Annotated in this window: 20 protein-coding genes; 14 read left to right on the top strand and 6 right to left on the bottom strand. The window is 50.3% G+C overall.

The features are described from left to right. The first annotated feature begins 4 nt into the window (after positions 1 to 4). The 12 genes from Q1B47_RS07040 (at position 5) to mgtE (ending at position 9,511) form a co-directional block, all read left to right on the top strand. Positions 5 to 964, top strand: a complete 960-nt coding sequence (locus Q1B47_RS07040; RefSeq protein WP_299790796.1) for a calcium/sodium antiporter — start codon at positions 5 to 7, stop codon at positions 962 to 964. 39 nt (positions 965 to 1,003) lie between these two features. Beyond that, complete coding sequence (locus Q1B47_RS07035; protein WP_299790793.1) at positions 1,004 to 1,981, top strand: KpsF/GutQ family sugar-phosphate isomerase; 978 nt, start codon at positions 1,004 to 1,006, stop codon at positions 1,979 to 1,981. 87 nt (positions 1,982 to 2,068) lie between these two features. After that, positions 2,069 to 2,620 carry a 3-deoxy-manno-octulosonate-8-phosphatase KdsC gene (gene kdsC / locus Q1B47_RS07030; protein ID WP_299790790.1) on the top strand — a complete coding sequence of 184 codons (552 nt, stop codon included), beginning with the start codon at positions 2,069 to 2,071 and terminating at the stop codon, positions 2,618 to 2,620. Next, a complete protein-coding gene (gene lptC, locus Q1B47_RS07025) occupies positions 2,617 to 3,174 on the top strand; it encodes an LPS export ABC transporter periplasmic protein LptC (RefSeq protein ID WP_299790786.1) in 558 nt (185 codons plus the stop codon). Before kdsC ends, lptC begins: the two co-directional genes overlap by 4 nt. Next, the gene (lptA, locus tag Q1B47_RS07020; protein ID WP_299790783.1) at positions 3,161 to 3,760 is read left to right on the top strand and encodes a lipopolysaccharide transport periplasmic protein LptA; all 600 of its coding nucleotides are present in this window, start codon (positions 3,161 to 3,163) and stop codon (positions 3,758 to 3,760) included. The genes lptC and lptA overlap by 14 nt, the downstream gene beginning before the upstream one ends. After that, a complete protein-coding gene (lptB, locus tag Q1B47_RS07015) occupies positions 3,757 to 4,488 on the top strand; it encodes an LPS export ABC transporter ATP-binding protein (protein ID WP_299790781.1) in 732 nt (243 codons plus the stop codon). The genes lptA and lptB overlap by 4 nt, the downstream gene beginning before the upstream one ends. A gap of 141 nt (positions 4,489 to 4,629) precedes the next feature. Further along, a complete protein-coding gene (locus Q1B47_RS07010; protein ID WP_299790778.1) occupies positions 4,630 to 6,123 on the top strand; it encodes an RNA polymerase factor sigma-54 in 1,494 nt (497 codons plus the stop codon). Positions 6,124 to 6,188: 65 nt separating this feature from the next. After that, positions 6,189 to 6,476: a ribosome hibernation promoting factor gene (hpf, locus tag Q1B47_RS07005; protein WP_299790775.1), complete on the top strand. Its 288-nt coding sequence runs from the start codon at positions 6,189 to 6,191 to the stop codon at positions 6,474 to 6,476. A gap of 2 nt (positions 6,477 to 6,478) precedes the next feature. After that, positions 6,479 to 6,922, top strand: coding sequence for a PTS IIA-like nitrogen regulatory protein PtsN (gene ptsN / locus Q1B47_RS07000; RefSeq protein WP_299790772.1), 444 nt, complete (start codon positions 6,479 to 6,481; stop codon positions 6,920 to 6,922). Continuing rightward, positions 6,919 to 7,767, top strand: coding sequence for an RNase adapter RapZ (gene rapZ, locus Q1B47_RS06995; RefSeq protein WP_299790769.1), 849 nt, complete (start codon positions 6,919 to 6,921; stop codon positions 7,765 to 7,767). The genes ptsN and rapZ overlap by 4 nt, the downstream gene beginning before the upstream one ends. Then, on the top strand, positions 7,760 to 8,035 hold the full coding sequence (locus Q1B47_RS06990; protein ID WP_299790766.1) for an HPr family phosphocarrier protein: 276 nt from the start codon (positions 7,760 to 7,762) through the stop codon (positions 8,033 to 8,035). Before rapZ ends, Q1B47_RS06990 begins: the two co-directional genes overlap by 8 nt. Before the next feature lie 111 nt (positions 8,036 to 8,146). Further along, a complete protein-coding gene (mgtE, locus tag Q1B47_RS06985; RefSeq protein WP_299790763.1) occupies positions 8,147 to 9,511 on the top strand; it encodes a magnesium transporter in 1,365 nt (454 codons plus the stop codon). Positions 9,512 to 9,586: 75 nt separating this feature from the next. Here the strand turns inward: mgtE and Q1B47_RS06980 are convergent, their stop codons facing one another. The 6 genes from Q1B47_RS06980 to Q1B47_RS06955 form a co-directional block, all read right to left on the bottom strand. Beyond that, the gene (locus Q1B47_RS06980; RefSeq protein WP_299790993.1) at positions 9,587 to 10,378 is read right to left on the bottom strand and encodes a molybdate ABC transporter substrate-binding protein; all 792 of its coding nucleotides are present in this window, start codon (positions 10,376 to 10,378) and stop codon (positions 9,587 to 9,589) included. Positions 10,379 to 10,992: 614 nt separating this feature from the next. Beyond that, positions 10,993 to 11,331, bottom strand: a complete 339-nt coding sequence (locus tag Q1B47_RS06975) for a cytosolic protein (RefSeq protein WP_299790760.1) — start codon at positions 11,329 to 11,331, stop codon at positions 10,993 to 10,995. 587 nt (positions 11,332 to 11,918) lie between these two features. Then, the gene (locus Q1B47_RS06970; protein ID WP_299790757.1) at positions 11,919 to 12,599 is read right to left on the bottom strand and encodes an OmpA family protein; all 681 of its coding nucleotides are present in this window, start codon (positions 12,597 to 12,599) and stop codon (positions 11,919 to 11,921) included. A gap of 142 nt (positions 12,600 to 12,741) precedes the next feature. Next, positions 12,742 to 13,170 carry a GtrA family protein gene (locus tag Q1B47_RS06965; RefSeq protein WP_299790753.1) on the bottom strand — a complete coding sequence of 143 codons (429 nt, stop codon included), beginning with the start codon at positions 13,168 to 13,170 and terminating at the stop codon, positions 12,742 to 12,744. After that, positions 13,158 to 14,552, bottom strand: coding sequence for a glycosyltransferase family 39 protein (locus Q1B47_RS06960; protein ID WP_299790750.1), 1,395 nt, complete (start codon positions 14,550 to 14,552; stop codon positions 13,158 to 13,160). Before Q1B47_RS06960 ends, Q1B47_RS06965 begins: the two co-directional genes overlap by 13 nt. Beyond that, a complete protein-coding gene (locus Q1B47_RS06955) occupies positions 14,549 to 15,592 on the bottom strand; it encodes a glycosyltransferase family 2 protein (RefSeq protein ID WP_299790747.1) in 1,044 nt (347 codons plus the stop codon). Before Q1B47_RS06955 ends, Q1B47_RS06960 begins: the two co-directional genes overlap by 4 nt. A 126-nt stretch (positions 15,593 to 15,718) precedes the next feature. Here Q1B47_RS06955 and Q1B47_RS06950 point away from each other — a divergent pair, with 126 nt between their 5' ends. Together Q1B47_RS06950 and Q1B47_RS06945 are read left to right on the top strand one after the other, a co-directional pair. Beyond that, a complete protein-coding gene (locus Q1B47_RS06950; protein WP_299790744.1) occupies positions 15,719 to 16,405 on the top strand; it encodes a response regulator transcription factor in 687 nt (228 codons plus the stop codon). Beyond that, complete coding sequence (locus Q1B47_RS06945) at positions 16,405 to 17,670, top strand: HAMP domain-containing sensor histidine kinase (protein WP_299790741.1); 1,266 nt, start codon at positions 16,405 to 16,407, stop codon at positions 17,668 to 17,670. Before Q1B47_RS06950 ends, Q1B47_RS06945 begins: the two co-directional genes overlap by 1 nt. Positions 17,671 to 17,731 lie beyond the last annotated feature (61 nt).

Genomic DNA, 17,731 nt, shown 5'->3' with positions numbered 1-17,731 from the left:
TTTGATGTTATTTAATATTTTCATGCTTATCGCTGGATTGGGTGCCCTGGTGTGGAGTGCTGACAAGTTTGTCTATGGTGCAGCAGCCTTCGCCAGAAATCTCGGACTCCCCCCTATGCTCATAGGGTTAACCATAGTCGCGATGGGCAGTTCAGCCCCTGAGATGTTTGTTGCTGCAACGGCATCCCTGGAGGGGATGACAGACACAGCGATAGGCAATGTATTGGGGTCTAATATCGCCAATATCACGCTTATTTTAGGTGTTACGGCACTGTTGGGGGCTATCTCTGTCAGCTCGCAAACCCTGCTGCGTGAAATTCCTATGATGCTGGGCGCGACCGTTATCGTCGGTTACTTCCTCCATGACGGTTTTCTCAGTCGTGTCGAAGGCTTCATGCTGATGGGACTGTTTCTGACCCTCATGGGATATCTTATCTGGCATGGATTAACCAATAAAAACCATGATCCTCTGGAAGATGAGGCCGACGACGAGATCCCTAAAGGCGTTCCGACATATAAAGCTGTGCTCTGGCTGATCGTAGGTATCGTTTTACTGCCTCTTTCGGCAGACTGGATGGTTCAGGGGGCCGTCGGAATAGCCAAAGCCTATCAACTTTCGGATCTTGTTATAGGCCTGACAATTATCGCTATCGGCACCAGTTTGCCTGAGCTTGCAGCCTGTGTGGCCGGAGTACTCAAGAAAGAGGACGATCTTGCCATAGGTAATATCGTAGGCTCAAACCTATTCAACATCCTCGCCGTACTGGCATTACCCGGCATGATCGCACCGGGAGAGGTCGATACCGCCGCCAGCACACGTGATTTTTATATGGTACTCGCAACCAGCAGCGCTTTGGCCATTCTCATACTACTTAGCGGGCGTGTTCGCCAGCTAAAACCTTGGCATGGTGTTGTTTTACTTAGTACTTTTATTGTGTACCAGTTAGTCCTTTTTCTTGCATAACCCCGAAAGGGGTTAAGCTGAATAAACAGAGAGATCAAAATGGTAGAAAAAGCTCAATTACGCCAATGGGGCAGAAATGTTATCGATATCGAGAGAAATGCCCTCGACAACTTATATCAATATGTGGATTCGACCGAGTTTGCCCATGCGTGCCAGTTAATTCTCGAGTGTACCGGCAAGGTCATAGTGATGGGAATGGGTAAGTCCGGTCATATCGGTAACAAGATCTCGGCCACCCTGGCCAGCACAGGCACCCCCGCTTTCTTCGTCCATCCGGGTGAAGCGAGCCATGGCGATCTGGGCGTTTTGAGTGAAAATGATATCATCTTAGCTATCTCGAATTCGGGAGAAGCCAGCGAAATTCTGACCCTGATGCCGGTGATCAAACGTATGGGGCTTCCTGTCATTGCCGTTACCGGTAAACCCGAATCGAATATGGCCAAGTTATCCATCGTTCACCTGTGCATCGAAGTGCCGGAGGAGGCCTGTCCCTTAGGGCTGGCACCGACCTCCAGCACCACAGCCACCTTGGTCATGGGAGACGCACTGGCCGTCGCACTGCTACAAGCCCGCGGGTTCACCAAAGATGACTTCGCCCTCTCCCATCCCGGTGGCAGCCTGGGACGAAAACTGCTGCTAAAAGTCAGCGATGTTATGCATAAAGGTTCCGAGCTTCCTCTGGTCAGCCATAATATCTGTATCACAGATGCACTCTATGAGATCTCAAAGAAGGGGCTGGGAATGACGGCCGTAGTCGATGAGAAGAGTAAATTGGTCGGCATCTTTACCGATGGCGATCTGCGCAGGGTTATCGACGCGGAAGTGAATCTCAGAAAGACCTCGATAAGTGATGTGATGAGCCGGGGCTGTGTCACGGTATCAGACAACATCTTAGCCGCCCAGGCATTGAAGGTGATGGAAGAGAAAGACATTAACGGATTAATTGTGATCGATGAACAGCAACAGCCGATCGGTGCATTGAATATGCTTGATATGGTGAAAGCGGGAGTGATCTAGCCGTGGCTGCGCTAGGTTTGGTACGTCAAACACTGTATTACTGCAGGTTTAAAAATTCAGGCACATTTAAAGCGGGAGGCGCTTAACATGTCACATCAAGGTTTTTACGGTCCCATCAGTGATGATGTTTGGCAAAAAGCAAAAAAAATCAAGTTACTCATCTGTGATGTTGATGGTGTCTTCTCCGATGGACTGGTTTATATGAGCAACGGCGGTGAAGAGTTAAAAACCTTTCACACCCGAGACGGGTACGGTGTGAGATCCCTGTTAACCAGCGATATTCCTGTCGCCATCATCACCGGACGTAAATCCCAGATAGTCGAAGATCGTATGACGGCGCTGGGCGTCACCCATATCTACCAGGGTGTAGATGACAAGATGGTGCCTTACAGGGAGCTACTGTCTCTTTATAATGTGACACCACAACAGGTCGCCTACATAGGTGATGATATGGTCGACCTTCCGGTTATGAAGCAGGTTGGCTTATCTGTTTGTGTCGCCGATGGCCATCCATATGTTAAGCAGCATGTCGACTTCACCACCCATATTCGTGGCGGCCATGGTGCCCTGCGCGAATTGACAGACCTGCTGTTGCTCAGTCAGGATAAGTTTGAAACCGCTCATGGAATGAGTATATGAATAGAGTGACCTTGGCCATTATTGCCTTCTTTGGCACTGCTCTGCTGCTTTACTGGCAGGTGCAATCTAAAAGAGGCGATGAAGAGGTGGCGATAGACGCCACACTCAAGCCGGACTATGTCGCCGATAATCTGCGAAGCGTAGAGTATAATGAGTTAGGCTTGGTCAACAGCCGGGTAACTGCGACCCATATGGAGCACTTTGAAGAGGCCAATATGACCTACTTCACTCAGCCAATATATCTGGTCTACCCTGATAATGGGCAGGCTCAATGGCGCCTCCAGTCGTCTCAGGGAACACTAAACAAAAATTCGGGTAAAGTGATTCTCGAGAAGGATGTTATTATTGACTCTATCAGCCCGGAAGAGCCAGTACAGACAATCAAAACAACTTACCTGGAGTTAGATCTCAATACCATGATCATGACATCAGACCGTGACATCTACGTCACAGGCAACGACTTTATGATTAAAGGCGTTGGGCTCTACGCAGACCTTAATGCTCAGAGCGTGCAATTAACCAGTCAGGTTGAAGGAATATATGAAGCAAAATAATCTAGCCATCATCGTTTTATTATCACTGATCAGTTTTAGTGGTATGGCCAAGCTGGACGACCTGAAACAGGAAGTGAAAATTACAGCCGCGAGCCAGGAAGCGGATATTAAAAACAACCAGATCATCTTCAATGGCCCGGTAGAGGTCACCCAGGGCTCGGTTAAGATCCTGGCCGACGAGCTCAGGGCTTTCACTAAAGAGGAGGGTGGCGGAAAGATATTGGTAGCCACAGGGAGCCCAGCCACCTATTCACAAATCATGGAAGATGGCCGCCCGGCATCCGCCAGTGCCAAAGAGATCCGCTACGAACTCTCCAGCCGAACCCTGACCCTCATAGGCGAGGCCACACTGGAGCAAGACGGCAGTCAGGTAACGGGTAATCAGATCCGCTACAACATAGCTAAGCAGCAGTTGATAGCAGAAAGTACCGGCAGTGACAGAGTGATCACCATCATCCAGCCTGAAAACTATCAGGAAGAGACAAAACCTGAACCACAGCCTGAACCTGAGCCTCCGGTCGATGAGACCAAGGTCAATGAAGAGATTCAAGCAACGCAACCGGCAACTAAGCAGGAGCAAAAATGAGCGAGATGACGCTAAAGGCCGTTAACCTTGCCAAGAGTTATAAGAGTCGTGCCGTAGTACAGGATGTCAGTCTCTCGGTCAAAACCGGTCAAATTGTCGGTCTTTTGGGCCCCAATGGTGCCGGCAAGACAACCACCTTCTATATGGTAGTAGGCTTAGTGCAGAGTGATAAGGGGCGTATCTTTATCGATGAAGATGACCTGACCCTGGACCCAATGCACCTGCGCGCCCGAAAAGGGATAGGCTACCTGCCGCAGGAGGCCAGCATTTTCCGCAAGCTCTCGGTCAGAGATAACATAATGGCAGTGTTACAGACCCGCTCAGAGATGAGTAACAATGAGCGAGAAGAGCAGCTCGAACATCTGCTGGAAGAGTTTCATATCACCCATATCCGTGACAGTCAGGGGATGGCGTTATCAGGTGGTGAGCGCCGGCGTGTGGAGATAGCCCGGGCATTAGCAGCCAACCCCAAATTTATCCTGCTCGATGAACCCTTTGCGGGTGTTGACCCGATTTCGGTTATCGATATTAAGAAGATCATCCTGCAACTCAAGAGTCGGGGCCTGGGTGTATTGATCACAGACCACAACGTACGGGAAACATTAGACGTTTGTGAGCATGCCTATATTGTGAGTCACGGAAACTTAATCGCCGAAGGCACCCCGGCTGAAATCTTAGACAATCAACAAGTGCGTGCTGTGTACTTAGGTGAACAATTCAAGCTATAGTTAATCTATGGGATCACTTTTCGAGTCGTTGTTCAGTCAATACTCCCTTAAAGGTGATGAGTTAAGGGATCAGAGAAATCCCCAAAAAATATTTAGCAGGCTTTCTCATTTTATAATTACAAAAGAAGGGAATAGCGGTAAATGAAAGCGTCACTCCAGCTCAAAATGGGTCAGCAGTTAACCATGACACCACAGCTGCAACAGGCAATACGCCTACTGCAGCTTTCGTCGCTGGAACTGCAACAAGAGATCCAACAAGCATTAGATTCCAATCCATTACTGGAGCTGGATGAAGAGCAAGTCGATGCAGAGCCCGTCAGCAATGATAGCAAAACCAATGATGAGCCTGAATACAGCGCCACGGCCGACACTGATAGCGAAACAGAAACCGCTCAGGATAACTCAGCTATAGAAACATCGGACGCGCTTACCCAGGACTCCATGCCGGAAGAGCTTCCCGTGGACACCACCTGGGATGAGGTCTACACGGCGACCCCTAACTCCAGCTCCGGGGCTATGCGCGACGATGACATGCCTTTTCAGGGAGAAACAAGTGAAGGCCTGTATGAACACCTTGAATGGCAAAAAAATCTCACCCCCTTCTCCGATAATGACCTTGCAATAGCCACAGCGATCATCGATGCCATCGACGAACGTGGATACCTGACTCAGAGCGTCGATGACATTCTGGAGGCCATGGGCGATCCGGAAATTGAGCTCGATGAGATTGAGGCCGTACTCAAGCGAGTGCAGCACTTCGATCCTATCGGCATTGCCGCCAGAGATCTCAGTGAGTGCCTCTCTATTCAGCTCGCTCAATACGCCGATACAACGCCACATATCGACAATGCACGACTGTTGATCAAGGAGCATCTGGATCTCATCGCCGGACGTGACTTCCGCCTGTTGATGCGCAAGACGAAGTTAAAAGAGGATGATCTCAGAGAGGCGATCGCACTGATCCAGACTCTCAACCCTCGTCCGGGCCTGGCTATTACCCCGGGTCGCGATGAGTATGTTATTCCGGATGTGACGGTGACAAAGCAGAAAGGCAGATGGGTCGTCGAATTAAACCCGGATTACATGCCCAAGATCAATGTTAATCAGCACTATGCATCTATGGCTAAAAGCACCAAGAATCAGGCCGACGGACAATACATTCGTGGTCACCTGCAGGAAGCTAAGTGGTTTATCAAGAGTCTGGAGAGCCGCAACGAAACCCTGCTCAAGGTATCCAACTGCATAGTCAAGTTTCAGCAAGGCTTCTTTGAATATGGTGAAGAGGCGATGAAACCTATGGTGCTCAATGATATCGCCGAAGCAGTTGAGATGCATGAGTCGACCATCTCCCGCGTCACTACACAGAAATATATGCATACTCCCAGAGGGATATTTGAGTTGAAGTATTTCTTCTCCAGCCATGTCGGTACCGACGATGGAGGGGAGTGTTCGTCGACAGCGATACGCGCTTTCATTAAGAAGCTGGTTGCAGCAGAGAACCAGAAGAAGCCCTTGAGCGATAGCAAGATGGCGACTCTACTGGGTGAACAGGGGATCAAGGTCGCGAGGCGTACTATTGCCAAATATCGTGAAGCCATGCTTATCCCCCCATCGAACCAACGTAAGAGCTTATAAAACGTTATTGAGATCAAAGCTAAATTAAGTTTACATAACACAATCGGAAACGGAGGAGTATTTCTATGCAAATAAACCTAACTGGGCACCACATTGAAATTACAACATCGCTGCGTCGATACGTTGAAGAAAAGTTTACTAAACTTGAACGGCATTTCGATCAGATCAATAATGTGCACGTTATTTTAAATGTTCAGAAAATGCAGCAAAAAGCGGAAGCGAAGCTCCATCTTTCCGGTGGTGAGGTCTTTGCAACTTCTGAAAATGCGGACATGTATGCCGCAATTGACTCCCTGATAGACAAGCTGGATCGTCAGGTAATTAAACATAAAGAGAAGCTGACAAAACACTAACGATGGAACTAAGTAAGATCCTGCAGCCGGAGTGCACAACCTGCGCCACTCCGGGCAGTAAGAAAAAGGTACTGGAACTCATCAGCGATCTCGCCGCTGTCCAGTACCCAACCCTTACCTCTCAAGAGATATTTGAAAGCCTCTTGGCCAGAGAGAAGATGGGCAGCACGGGAATAGGTAACGGTATAGCAATTCCTCATGGAAGACTGACCAATATAACTCAACCAGTTGCCGTACTGATTAAGTGCGAGGCTCCCATATCCTTCGACGCCATCGATAAGCAACCGGTAGATATACTATTTGCCCTGTTAGTGCCTGCAGATCAATGCGAGCAACATTTGAGCACCCTGTCATCAATGGCAGAGAAACTCAATGATAAACAGATAGTAAAGCAGTTACGAAAAACACATGATGAATCAGAACTCTATCAGGTAATTACTCAATGAAATTGGTTATGGTATCCGGTCGTTCCGGATCAGGAAAATCTGTCGCCCTTAGGGTTCTAGAGGACCTTGGATACTATTGTGTCGATAACCTGCCTCTGCCGCTCATGGACTCATTGCTCGACCAGCTTAAGGGGAGTAATGAACTTGTCGCGATCAGTGTGGATGTGCGCAACATGCCCGAGCAGGAGAAGGAGCTGGAGAAGCAGCTATCTAACCTGCCTGCCGATACTGAGCTGCTAAGTTTCTTCCTCAACTCCACCGATGAAGTCCTGCTTAAACGCTACAGCGAGACCCGTCGTCTCCACCCGTTATCGCGAAGCAAGACCTCGTTGAAGGAGGCGATCGAACATGAAAGGCTACTGCTGGAACCTGTTTCTAAGTTGGTAGATCACTATATCGACACCTCGAACCTCAATATCTATGACCTGAGTAATAAGGTCCGAGAAATCCTGTTGGGTACGGTCGATAAAGAGCTTGTGATTAATTTCGAGTCTTTCGGCTTCAAATACGGCATGCCTGCCGAAGCCGACTTCATGTTCGATGTTCGCTTCCTGCCCAACCCTCATTGGGAGCCGGATCTCAGACCCATGACGGGCCTCGATGAGCCGGTACAGCTGTTTTTGAGCCAGCAGCCATTGGTTAACAAATTTATCTGGCAGATTGAAAACCTGTTGGAAACCTGGCTGCCCCACCTGGAACGCAACAACCGCAGCTACCTGACTATCGCCATAGGTTGTACCGGTGGCCAGCATAGATCTGTCTATGTCACCGACCAGTTAGCGAAACTATTCGGTAACAGCAAGCATATGGTTAAGGCTCGCCATCGTGAATTGAGCAATGCCTAAACTGGAACGTCGGGTCACCATCTGTAACAAGTTAGGCTTACACGCCCGGGCAGCCACAAAGCTTGCCATTCTTGCATCTGAGTTCGATGCTCAGGTCACGATAATACAAGGTGATAAAAAAGCCTCAGCAGCAAGTGTGCTAGGATTACTCATGCTGGAAACCGGCATGGGGAAAACCATCACCCTTCTCGCGGAAGGTAAAGATGCAGATGCGGCACTCAATGCCATCTGCGCCCTCATTAATGCAAAATTTGATGAGGTGAGTTAATAAGCTGAGTATACTCGGCTCTACAACAAGCAGAACTGACTAAGCATCTGACTTACTCTCCTGTTCACAAACAACAAACTACCAATTTCACACTCTGAGGGGGGATAAGCGATGCCGATTGAAGTACTCGACAACGAACTAACAGACCAACGTTTAAACCAGCTGACCCAAGCCCTTGGCAGCGGTATGTTCGTTCATGTAAGAAATATGCTTCATGATATGGCCGCCTCTGACGTCGCTCTAATCCTAGAGTCTTCTCCGCCCAGAACCCGTCAAGTCTTGTGGCAACTCATAGATCAGGATCATACCGGTGAGATCCTCGATGAACTGGGTGAAGAGCTTAAAGACAGCCTCATCAAGCAGATGAGTCCTGAGCGAGTCGCAAAGGCGGCGGCTGGCATGGATACCGACGATCTCGCCTATATCCTGCGAAGCCTTCCTGACAGCGTATTTAACCAGGTACTGCAGTCGATGACCATTCAGGACAGGGCCCGGGTCGAACAGGCGCTCTCATATCCTGATGATACAGCCGGCAGTATCATGAACACAGATACCGTCACCCTGCGCCCCGATGTGAACATAGATGTTATCCTGCGCTACCTGAGAATAAGGGGTGAGCTGCCGGAGGCAACCGATACCCTCTATGTGGTCGACAAACACGACCGTTTACTCGGCGGTGTCAGAATCGCCGATCTGCTCACCTGCGATCCCAACGCCTCGGTCCGTGACATCATGGCATCGGAGCTGGAGGGGATACCGGTAGGCATGTCTGACAGCGAAGTGGCACAGCTGTTTGAGCGCCATGACTGGGTCTCGGCGCCGGTTATCGGTGAAGATAATCGCCTGCTCGGCCGTATCACCATCGATGACGTCGTCGACGTCATCAGGGAAGATGCCGAGCACTCCATGATGGGGATGGCGGGTATGGATGATGACGTCGATACCTTCGGCCCGGTCGTAAAGAGTACACTGCAGCGGTCACTATGGTTGACCATCAACCTCTTTGCCGCACTGTTGGCGGCCTCGGTGAGTAACATGTTCGAGGGCACACTGGAGCAGTTTGCTACGATAGCGATTCTGATGACGATCGTGCCTAGTATGGGCGGGGTAGCCGGAAATCAGACATTAGCCCTGGTGATCCGCGGTATAGCGCTGGGTCAGGTTGGTCAGAGTAACTCTCGTTGGTTGATCGGTAAAGAACTCGCCATCGGCTTCCTCAATGGCCTGCTCTGGTCTGTCTTAGTCTTTGCGGCAATATGGCTCTGGAAAGATGATATCGCGCTCGGTGCGCTCATCGGTGGTGCCATGCTGATTAACATGACGGTGGCGGGCTTTGCGGGAGCCAGTATTCCCCTGCTGCTGAAGAAGATGAACATAGATCCGGCTCTCGCGGGGGGAATGGTGCTCACCACAGTAACGGACGTCATCGGTCTGTTCGCTTTCCTGGGGCTGGCGACCTTCTTCCTGCTGAATTAACCATTACTCCCCAAACCCGAGCCCTGAAGTGACACTTCAGGGCTCGACTCCGCTAAGATAGACTAGCCCATCGGCTTAAGGCTGTAAGGGCACATCGAAACCATAGCTTGCCAGGATCTGCTGCCCCTGTTCAGAGAGAATATACATCGCCAAGTCCGGCGCTTCGCTCATCTCTTTATTCAGCACCATCAGACCGTAGTTAGCGCCAACGGATAGCGCCTCAGGCACAGAGATGATCTGCAGACCCGGCACCTCTTTGCGTGCTAACACGGCATTGGTGCAGTAGGTCAGAAAGATATCGGCGCGTTTGTTTTCCATCACCCAGCCATAGGGGTTTCTTCCTTTGGGCGCCTTAGCACTATCCGGTCCGCCGGTAAGCTGCAGTGCTTTTGTCTGCAGCAAGGACGTCGCGCCAGGTGAGAGTTTGTCAGCCTTATCGAACAGCTTCCACGCGTAATCTCCGGCCGGATCGGCTTTGGGAGTTGAGGTACCTACCCTGACTTTCGGATCAAGCAATCTGTCCAGCAGCGTCTCGCTATCGACAGCGACCTCAGGCTGCGCGATGGCACACAGTTTGTTGCGGGCAAACATGACGACCGGGCCACCTCTGCCCGCCTCTCTCAAGGCTAAGGGATGCTTCATGTTGGCCGAAGCATACACATCCACATGCTCTCCCTGCTCGATACGCTTTCTCAATAACCCGGATGGGGCAAATTGAGCCTCGACCTCGAGTGGTGTCGCCTTCTGATACTCGCCAATCAGCTCTGTCATCGCAGCCTTCAGACTCCCCGCTGCCCTAAACTCTAACGGCGCACCGTTCACCATCAATGGCGTCAATAGCAGTGTGGTTGCTATCCACTTATTCATTTTAATTTTCATCATCACTGTTCGTTTAAAACCCAAAACGCTATCAGGCCACAGGGTAAAGTGTGTATCAATAGCCGGTTACGCTGACCTCTTCGAACTGAGAGTCAGCTCTCCGGTCTGACGCCAGTGCGCGACAAAATGTCCATCCAGGGCTTAGGGGGATCGGTCTGTGACGAAGTTTGTTAGCCTTCGAATGAAGGCTGAATACATTTTCTGGTTTAGCTTCTGGCTGAGTAGGTATTGGAGAGTTTTTGTGAAGGTTTTACCTTCATATGGACTAATAGCCTGCGGCTCGCTTATGTGCAGATACTTCTGTGACACGACACGAGTATATCCCTATAGTCTCGGCCGTGATATCCCTGTCACGGACGGTCACAGCCGCATCTACACTGGGGGATTTTGTCTCTTCGATTAAGGTTTTATTGCTAGGCTTCGTAACTCACTACTGCCCCATTCCTTGCTAGGGGTATAGCTCGCCAGTTAACCGCAGCATTGCTTTTCTTATTGAAGCTAGGATCCGGCTCCATTCAATTCGCACCCTGTTAATAAACGAAACGCTTGCGGATGAACGGCTAGGGATGCCAATTCGCTGATTTCAACTTACTGAATAATTTTCAGTCCATTCGGGTAATAAAGGTTTGCTCGTCATCCACAAAAGCCACAAAGCCGCCGTGATAGATAAACACCCGACCACGCCCCTCAACTAGGCAGGCAAGCTGTGGGTTCAAATCTTCTTCGTTACCCTGGCTTTGAAAAGTGCCGGTATCGGTGATTACGCCGCTGAGTGTAGGCAAATATCCATAAGTGCGCTTGGCTTGATCAATCAGGTTCAATTCGCTGGCGGTAGAGAAGCAAAAGGGGATCGCACCGGCTTCTTCGATAAATATAGTTTTCAGTTCTTCAAAAGCTGTAATCACCAGCCAGTCGATGCCGTTAACATGATGGATAAACATAGAGTTTCTCGGTAATTCTGATGCGGAGATTTTATCACTATCAGGGGAGAACGTAGTAGAGATTTAGTTGCTAAAGGCGGTAATTCTGTGCCATTTCCAGACATTCACTAGGCCAACTTGAAACACGTTTTTGTCCACAAGTGAGTTACAAAGTACCAGCCACCCAAAGTCGAAGAGATGAACACTCAGGTGCAAACGCGGCAGTGACCTTCGGCATCAGGGCGAAGTTTCACATTGTGAAACTCACTGAGCGAGAGGTAGGGATACCGAACTGGCATTTAAGCACGGAGGCAGCTTGATGTCGCAGAGCCCACAGGGCCGAAAATGTTCCCTACATTTTACGGCATTCTCACCATCCATGGCGGTCAGACTGTGCTTGTGGCGTGTCACTGAAGTGTTTGCACATTAGCCTGCTGCAAGCAATTGGTACAAGTATGGCTATGGTTTCCTAGGAGTAAATCCAAGACCAAACTAGGTTGATGAACCCAATCTAAAAAGATATTTGAAACTTGTTATCGGACAAGTAAAAAAAGGCTGCCAATTGGCAGCCTGATATTTTTTATCTCTCATATCTCTCAGCTGAAGACTTAGCTCTGTGGCAGCGGGCTTAGCACAATTTCGACTCTGCGGTTTTGTGCCCGGCCTTCGGCCGTTGCATTGGTCGCGATGGGGCCTGACTCACCAAGCCCTTCAGATTTCACTCTGGCGTATTCGATCTTCTGCGCCACTAAGTAGTTAGCCACTTCGATAGCACGAATTTTCGATAGTCTTAAGTTATATGACTCAGCCCCTGAACTGTCGGTATAACCAAGCACGTTCAACTGGGTTTGGTCGTACTCTTTCGCTACCAAGGCGACGCTGTTCAGCACATTTTTAGCGCCTGGACTGAGGTCGGTCTGATCCACGCCAAAGGTCACCTCATTGGGCATATTCAACACGATGTTGTCACCATTTCGGGTCACACTGACACCGGTCGACTGAAGCTGCTTTCTCAGTTCAGCCTCCTGAGTATCCATGTAATAGCCGATACCACCACCGAGTGCGGCACCCGATGCGGCGCCAATTAACGCGCCCTTGCCACGATCGCTGCGGCTCGATGAGGCAACACCGATAGCGGCACCGGCAATGGCCCCTATCAGGGCACCATTGGTAGCCTTGGCATTTTGACTCTCATTGCTATAGGGGTTAGTCGTTTGACAACCGGCTAAAACCATTAATGAACACCCCAAAACAGCCTTCACAACAAAAGAATTTTTAGAAATAAGCATGTCTACTCCAAGCCTGCCCAACAAAAAAAATCAGGTTATCAAAAAGCATAAATAGAGTGAAGGCCATAAAGCTCCCCACCTTGACTCTAAAAGCTAAAACATCATTGTCTCATATCGACGCGCTATTGCCAGCAATACCATTTTAATTGCTAAACACCAGATAATTTGACCCCAGCCAGTTAACCACCAACCCAGACAACACGCCTGATGCCAGATAGATCGGGGCGGTAACTTCTGTGGGCCTGCTCAGTTCACTCAGCAGATAAAAAACGCCGAGATTAACAGAGGCTGCACCGCAGGCGAGAATAACAGCCATCACAAACTGCTCTCCTTTGGGGCGCCTCTTTCGGTCAGAGAAGGTAAATAATCTGTTTCCCATCCAGGTCAGTGTCAGCGCCACAAAAAAAGCCATCACTCTGGCCTGCACCATCGGCCACGCCAGGTGCTGAGAAAGGTAGAGGAACAGCAGCATATCGACCACAAAGCTCCCCCCTCCTACCATTAAAAACTTAAGCTGAGTCAGAGTCAGGTGCGAACTGACTCTGTTTAGTACAAGCGCTATCTGCCGCATAGAAGCAGACTCTTTTCATCGGTTTTAGCGGTATCGATACATTCAGAGAAGCGTTTCAGGTCGTCCCGGTTCTTATCTCTTACGACCAGGTAAAACGGCGCTGCTGCGGCCTTATTCAGCTCCTCCTCGCTCTCGAGCAGCCCGGCTTTTCCCAGGCTGTAGAATCTCGATGAGAAACGGTTATCTTTCCAGTAATAGGTCGCAAGAGCCGGAGCTCTTTGAGCGAGCAACCACTTATCACTCTTCTCCCTGACCGGCCCGAGATTGATCACGACAACGGCCACCAGTATTAACACGCTGACAGTAAGCGCTATGGGCTCGAGCTTAGGTATCCTCTCACCGCGCCATGCATAGGCTAACAGCAGCCCCATGCCGGGGATGCCGGGCAATACATAGGCTGGCAAGATATTTCCGGCGAAGGTAAACAGGATAAGCGGCGATAACATCCAACAGATAAAGAATTTAGTCGGCTTATCGAAACCCGATCCCGGTTGCCACAGACGCCATAGTGCCCTGGGAATAAACAGAGACCAAGGCAGGGCCGATACGGCAAAGAACAACCAGATAGTCCCCCTGACTTCGTCATGAGCCGAGCCATACAGGTCCCCCTGCCATCCGCTATCGACAAACCTCAGCCAATGCTCCCCGACAATAAAGTACTGCAAGAAGCCCGGCGTTGCCTGCTCGGCCATCAAGTACCAGGGCAGACTGAGCAGCAACATAAGTGCGACTCCGGATAACAGAGGAACTCTGTGACAGAGTAACTTCCACGGCTTTACCGGGCCATATTGCCATAGCAACCAAGGGCCTACGGCCAATCCCATCAGAACCAGCACTACGGGCCCCTTTGCCAGCAGCCCGATGGTTAAGCCAACAAAGCCTGCATAACCCCAAACGCCCCGCCCCATCCAGCAGAGGTAGAAACCAACCATGGCCAGCGTCATGCCTAAGGTGAGCGCCATATCGGTCATAACCGCACCGGCGCTGACATAGAAGACAGAGGTGGTAGCGAGCAAAATAGCCAACTGCACCGCCGACATCCGAAGCTGTTTAGCAAAATATCCTGCCAGGGCTAAAACCCCGACGGCGGCCAACCAGTGGGGGAAGCGCACCGCAAACTCCGATATACCGAATAGTTCGATGCCGGCCGCGCTCATCCAGGTATGCAGGGGCGGTTTGCCCCAGAAAGGTACTCCGTAATCAAACAATGGCGTAAGCCAGTTGCCGGTTTCCACCATCAATCTGGCCATCTCACCATACCTCGCCTCTGTGGTATCCATCAGCGGATATAGGGCAAGTGATACCAGGCGTACAGATAATACTGCGATTAACACTCCCAGTGAGTACTCTGCTGGGGATAGGGACTTCAATCTATCGATCATCGTGTCGGCTCCAGGTAACGAATGTTCTCGCCCGACTCACTGAGGCTCAATCCAAGGTTTACACCATGACGGCTGCTGTGTTGCTGCTCCACCTCGCTGATCAGATAGACAGGCCTCTGCTTGACCTCCATGAATACCCTACCTAAATACTCACCTATCAATCCCAGCGCCAGCAGCTGAACACCGGCGAGAGCGACCTGAACTATCATCAGTGAGGGGTATCCCGCCACTGTCTCTCCCCATAGAACCGTCTTCAAAAAGACCCAGCCTCCATAGGAAAAAGCCGACAGGGCGGTGAGCAACCCGGCCCATGTCGCCAGACGCAGAGGCTTTATACTGAAAGAGGTGATGCCATCCATAGCCAAGCCGATGAGCTTACTGTAGTTCCATTTAGTCTCTCCCAGGTGGCGGGGGTCACGATCGAACAGGATCTCGGTCTGAGCAAAGCCCGGCCAGCTTAATATCCCTTTCATAAACCGATTTCTTTCGGGCAGGGCATTGATGCTGTCTACAACCTGACGGCTTATCAGCCTGAAGTCTCCGACATTCTCCGGCACCGGAGACTCAGCCATAGCGTTAATGACCCGGTAAAACGCCGCGGCGGAGAAACGCTTGAACCATGACTCCCCCAAACGTTTTCTTCGTTTCATATTGACGACATCGAATCCCTCTCTCCAAGCCTCAAGCATCTGTGGGATCAGCTCCGGCGGGTCCTGAAGATCGGCATCGAGCAAGATAACCGCCAAGCCTCTAGCCTGCTCTAACCCCGCCGTCATCGCCGCCTCTTTGCCAAAGTTTCTGCTCAGACGAATACATTGATGCTCACTGGATGTGACGGGTAACCGCTGCAGCAACTCCCAGGTATTATCGCAACTGCCATCATCGATAAACACGATTTCACTGGACTCGGGGATGGCCGATAACACCTTACTTAAACGGGAGATCAGTGGCCGAAGCACCTCGGCCTCATTGTAAACAGGAATAAGAATAGAGAGACAGATCTGACCATCACCGCGCTGGTTGGACTCTGGTTTTGCCATAGTTAGAAACCTTCAATAAACAAAAACTGAGGCAAACATACAGCTAACCCTGTGAATTAATTATCATCGACATTTCTTCTACAAATTTGTGTAATAATTAACTCCTACAGTGAACCAGAGAAGCAGATGGCTTTAACACAACTACTCATCGTCGAAGACAGCCCGGATGTGGCAGGCATACTGGCCGACTTTTTTGAGGCTCAGGGCGCCGACGTCGATTTCGCAGCGAATGGTGAGCTCGGCTATAAGCTGGCACTCGAAGGGAACTTCGACCTGATAATTCTGGATCTGATGTTACCTAAGATGGATGGATTAACCGTCGCCAGGCAACTCAGGCATGTGGGCTGCACGACACCGATCCTCATGTTAACGGCACTGGATGATAAACAAGATCTGCTAAATGGCTTTGCCTCAGGCGCCGACGACTACCTGGCCAAACCCTTCGATCTGGACGTGCTCAATGCCAGGGTCACAGCCTTAATTAACCGACATCAGGGAAAGGTCGCTCAGGGGGTGCTCAAGTTTGGTTCTCTGGAGCTCGATACCGCTAAACACCTGGTTTATCGCGATGGTAAAAAACTCGCACTCACCCCGGCCTGCTACCAAATTCTGCACTACCTCATGCATAGGGCCCCCAATATCGTTAAACGCGAGGAGCTTATCGAGGAGCTTTGGGGCGACACTCCACCGGGTAATGACATTTTACGCAGCCATATGTATCAACTGCGCAATCAACTCGATAAACCCTTCGACACCCCGATTCTCATCACTGTGCCGAAAATTGGTTTTAAACTTGAGCTAACGAATAACTGATGAGAAAGCCCGGAAAAAAAAGTCCCGTCAACACCATGACCAGTAAGCTTAGTATCTACTTTGCTTCTATTGCTGTTGTCGTCGGTGCCACCCTCTTTGTATTTAGTCAGGCGATGCTCTACTGGCTGGAAGATGAGCTAAATAGCAGGACACTACAAAATAGTGCCGGAACGGCCATAGTGCAGTTTAAGCATGGAGCCAGCTCCCCCTTGATCATCACAACCACCATCCGCGCATACAATCGAATCGAAGATCTACCCAATAAATATTTGGCATTAACTCAATACCCCTTAGGCTTTCTCGATGAGATCCACGATGGCGGCTTCGAAGATCTCTTCCTTTACCGCACCGAGTACACCCATGAGGGTAAACGCTTCCCTCTGCTGCTCATCATGAATGCCGAACATGTGGAGCTATCTCCCACGGAGTGGCGCAACATAAACCTGATATCGCTTGTCGTCATGTTGGTGCTTTTTTTACTGTTCGGCTTCGCCATTATCAAGGTCACCCGCAGGCTGATAACGCCGGTAACCCAATTGAGTCAGCAGCTGAAATCCACAGATCCCAATGCCCACTTCTCTGTCCCCCGTGATTCAGCCACTGAGTTTAACGAGTTGGCGGATAGCCTGAACAGTTATCGTCAACAAAATGAGAAATTGATTCGCCAGGAGCAGGCCTTCGCCCGATATGCCAGCCACGAGTTGAGAACGCCACTAACCGTCATCCGGGGTGCGACCTGGTTACTCAAACAGAAAACTGATCCCGAATATCAGTCACGGCAGAGAGAAAGGATAGCCAAGGCTGCGACAGATATGCAGCATACGATTGAGGCACTGCTGAGTCTTGTAAAACAGGAGCAAGCCAAAGAGGATGCGGGGTTGAGGGTGATAACCAGAGCTGAGATTGAACATATCATTGAGTATGTACACCCCCTGGCAGACAGCAAAGGCCTGACAATAACCCTGAATATGCAGTGTGAGCCTAAGATACAGCCGAGTGAGTCGGTACTGCGAATGCTGCTGATTAACCTGCTCAACAACGCCATCAATGCCAGCGAATCCGGCGTGATAGTCATAGATGTGGCCCATGACCAGATCAAGGTCACCGATCATGGCAGCGGGCTCAACGAGTCAGAGCAGTCCACCAAGGGACACGGACTGGGCCTGCTGATCATCGATGCCCTGTGTCAGCGCTACGACTGGCAGTTTACACTATCACCGGCTGCGCACACGGGATGTATCGCAACACTCGAATTTAACCAATAGCGGAAAGAGAGAAACGAGTCAATGGGCTCGTTTCTCTTCGGTATCGACAGACGCCATCCGG

Origin of the sequence: uncultured Shewanella sp. (assembly GCF_947501225.1) — a bacterium.
Classification (GTDB): Bacteria; Pseudomonadota; Gammaproteobacteria; order Enterobacterales; family Shewanellaceae; genus Shewanella.
This window is presented reverse-complemented; position numbering and strand designations above follow the sequence as displayed.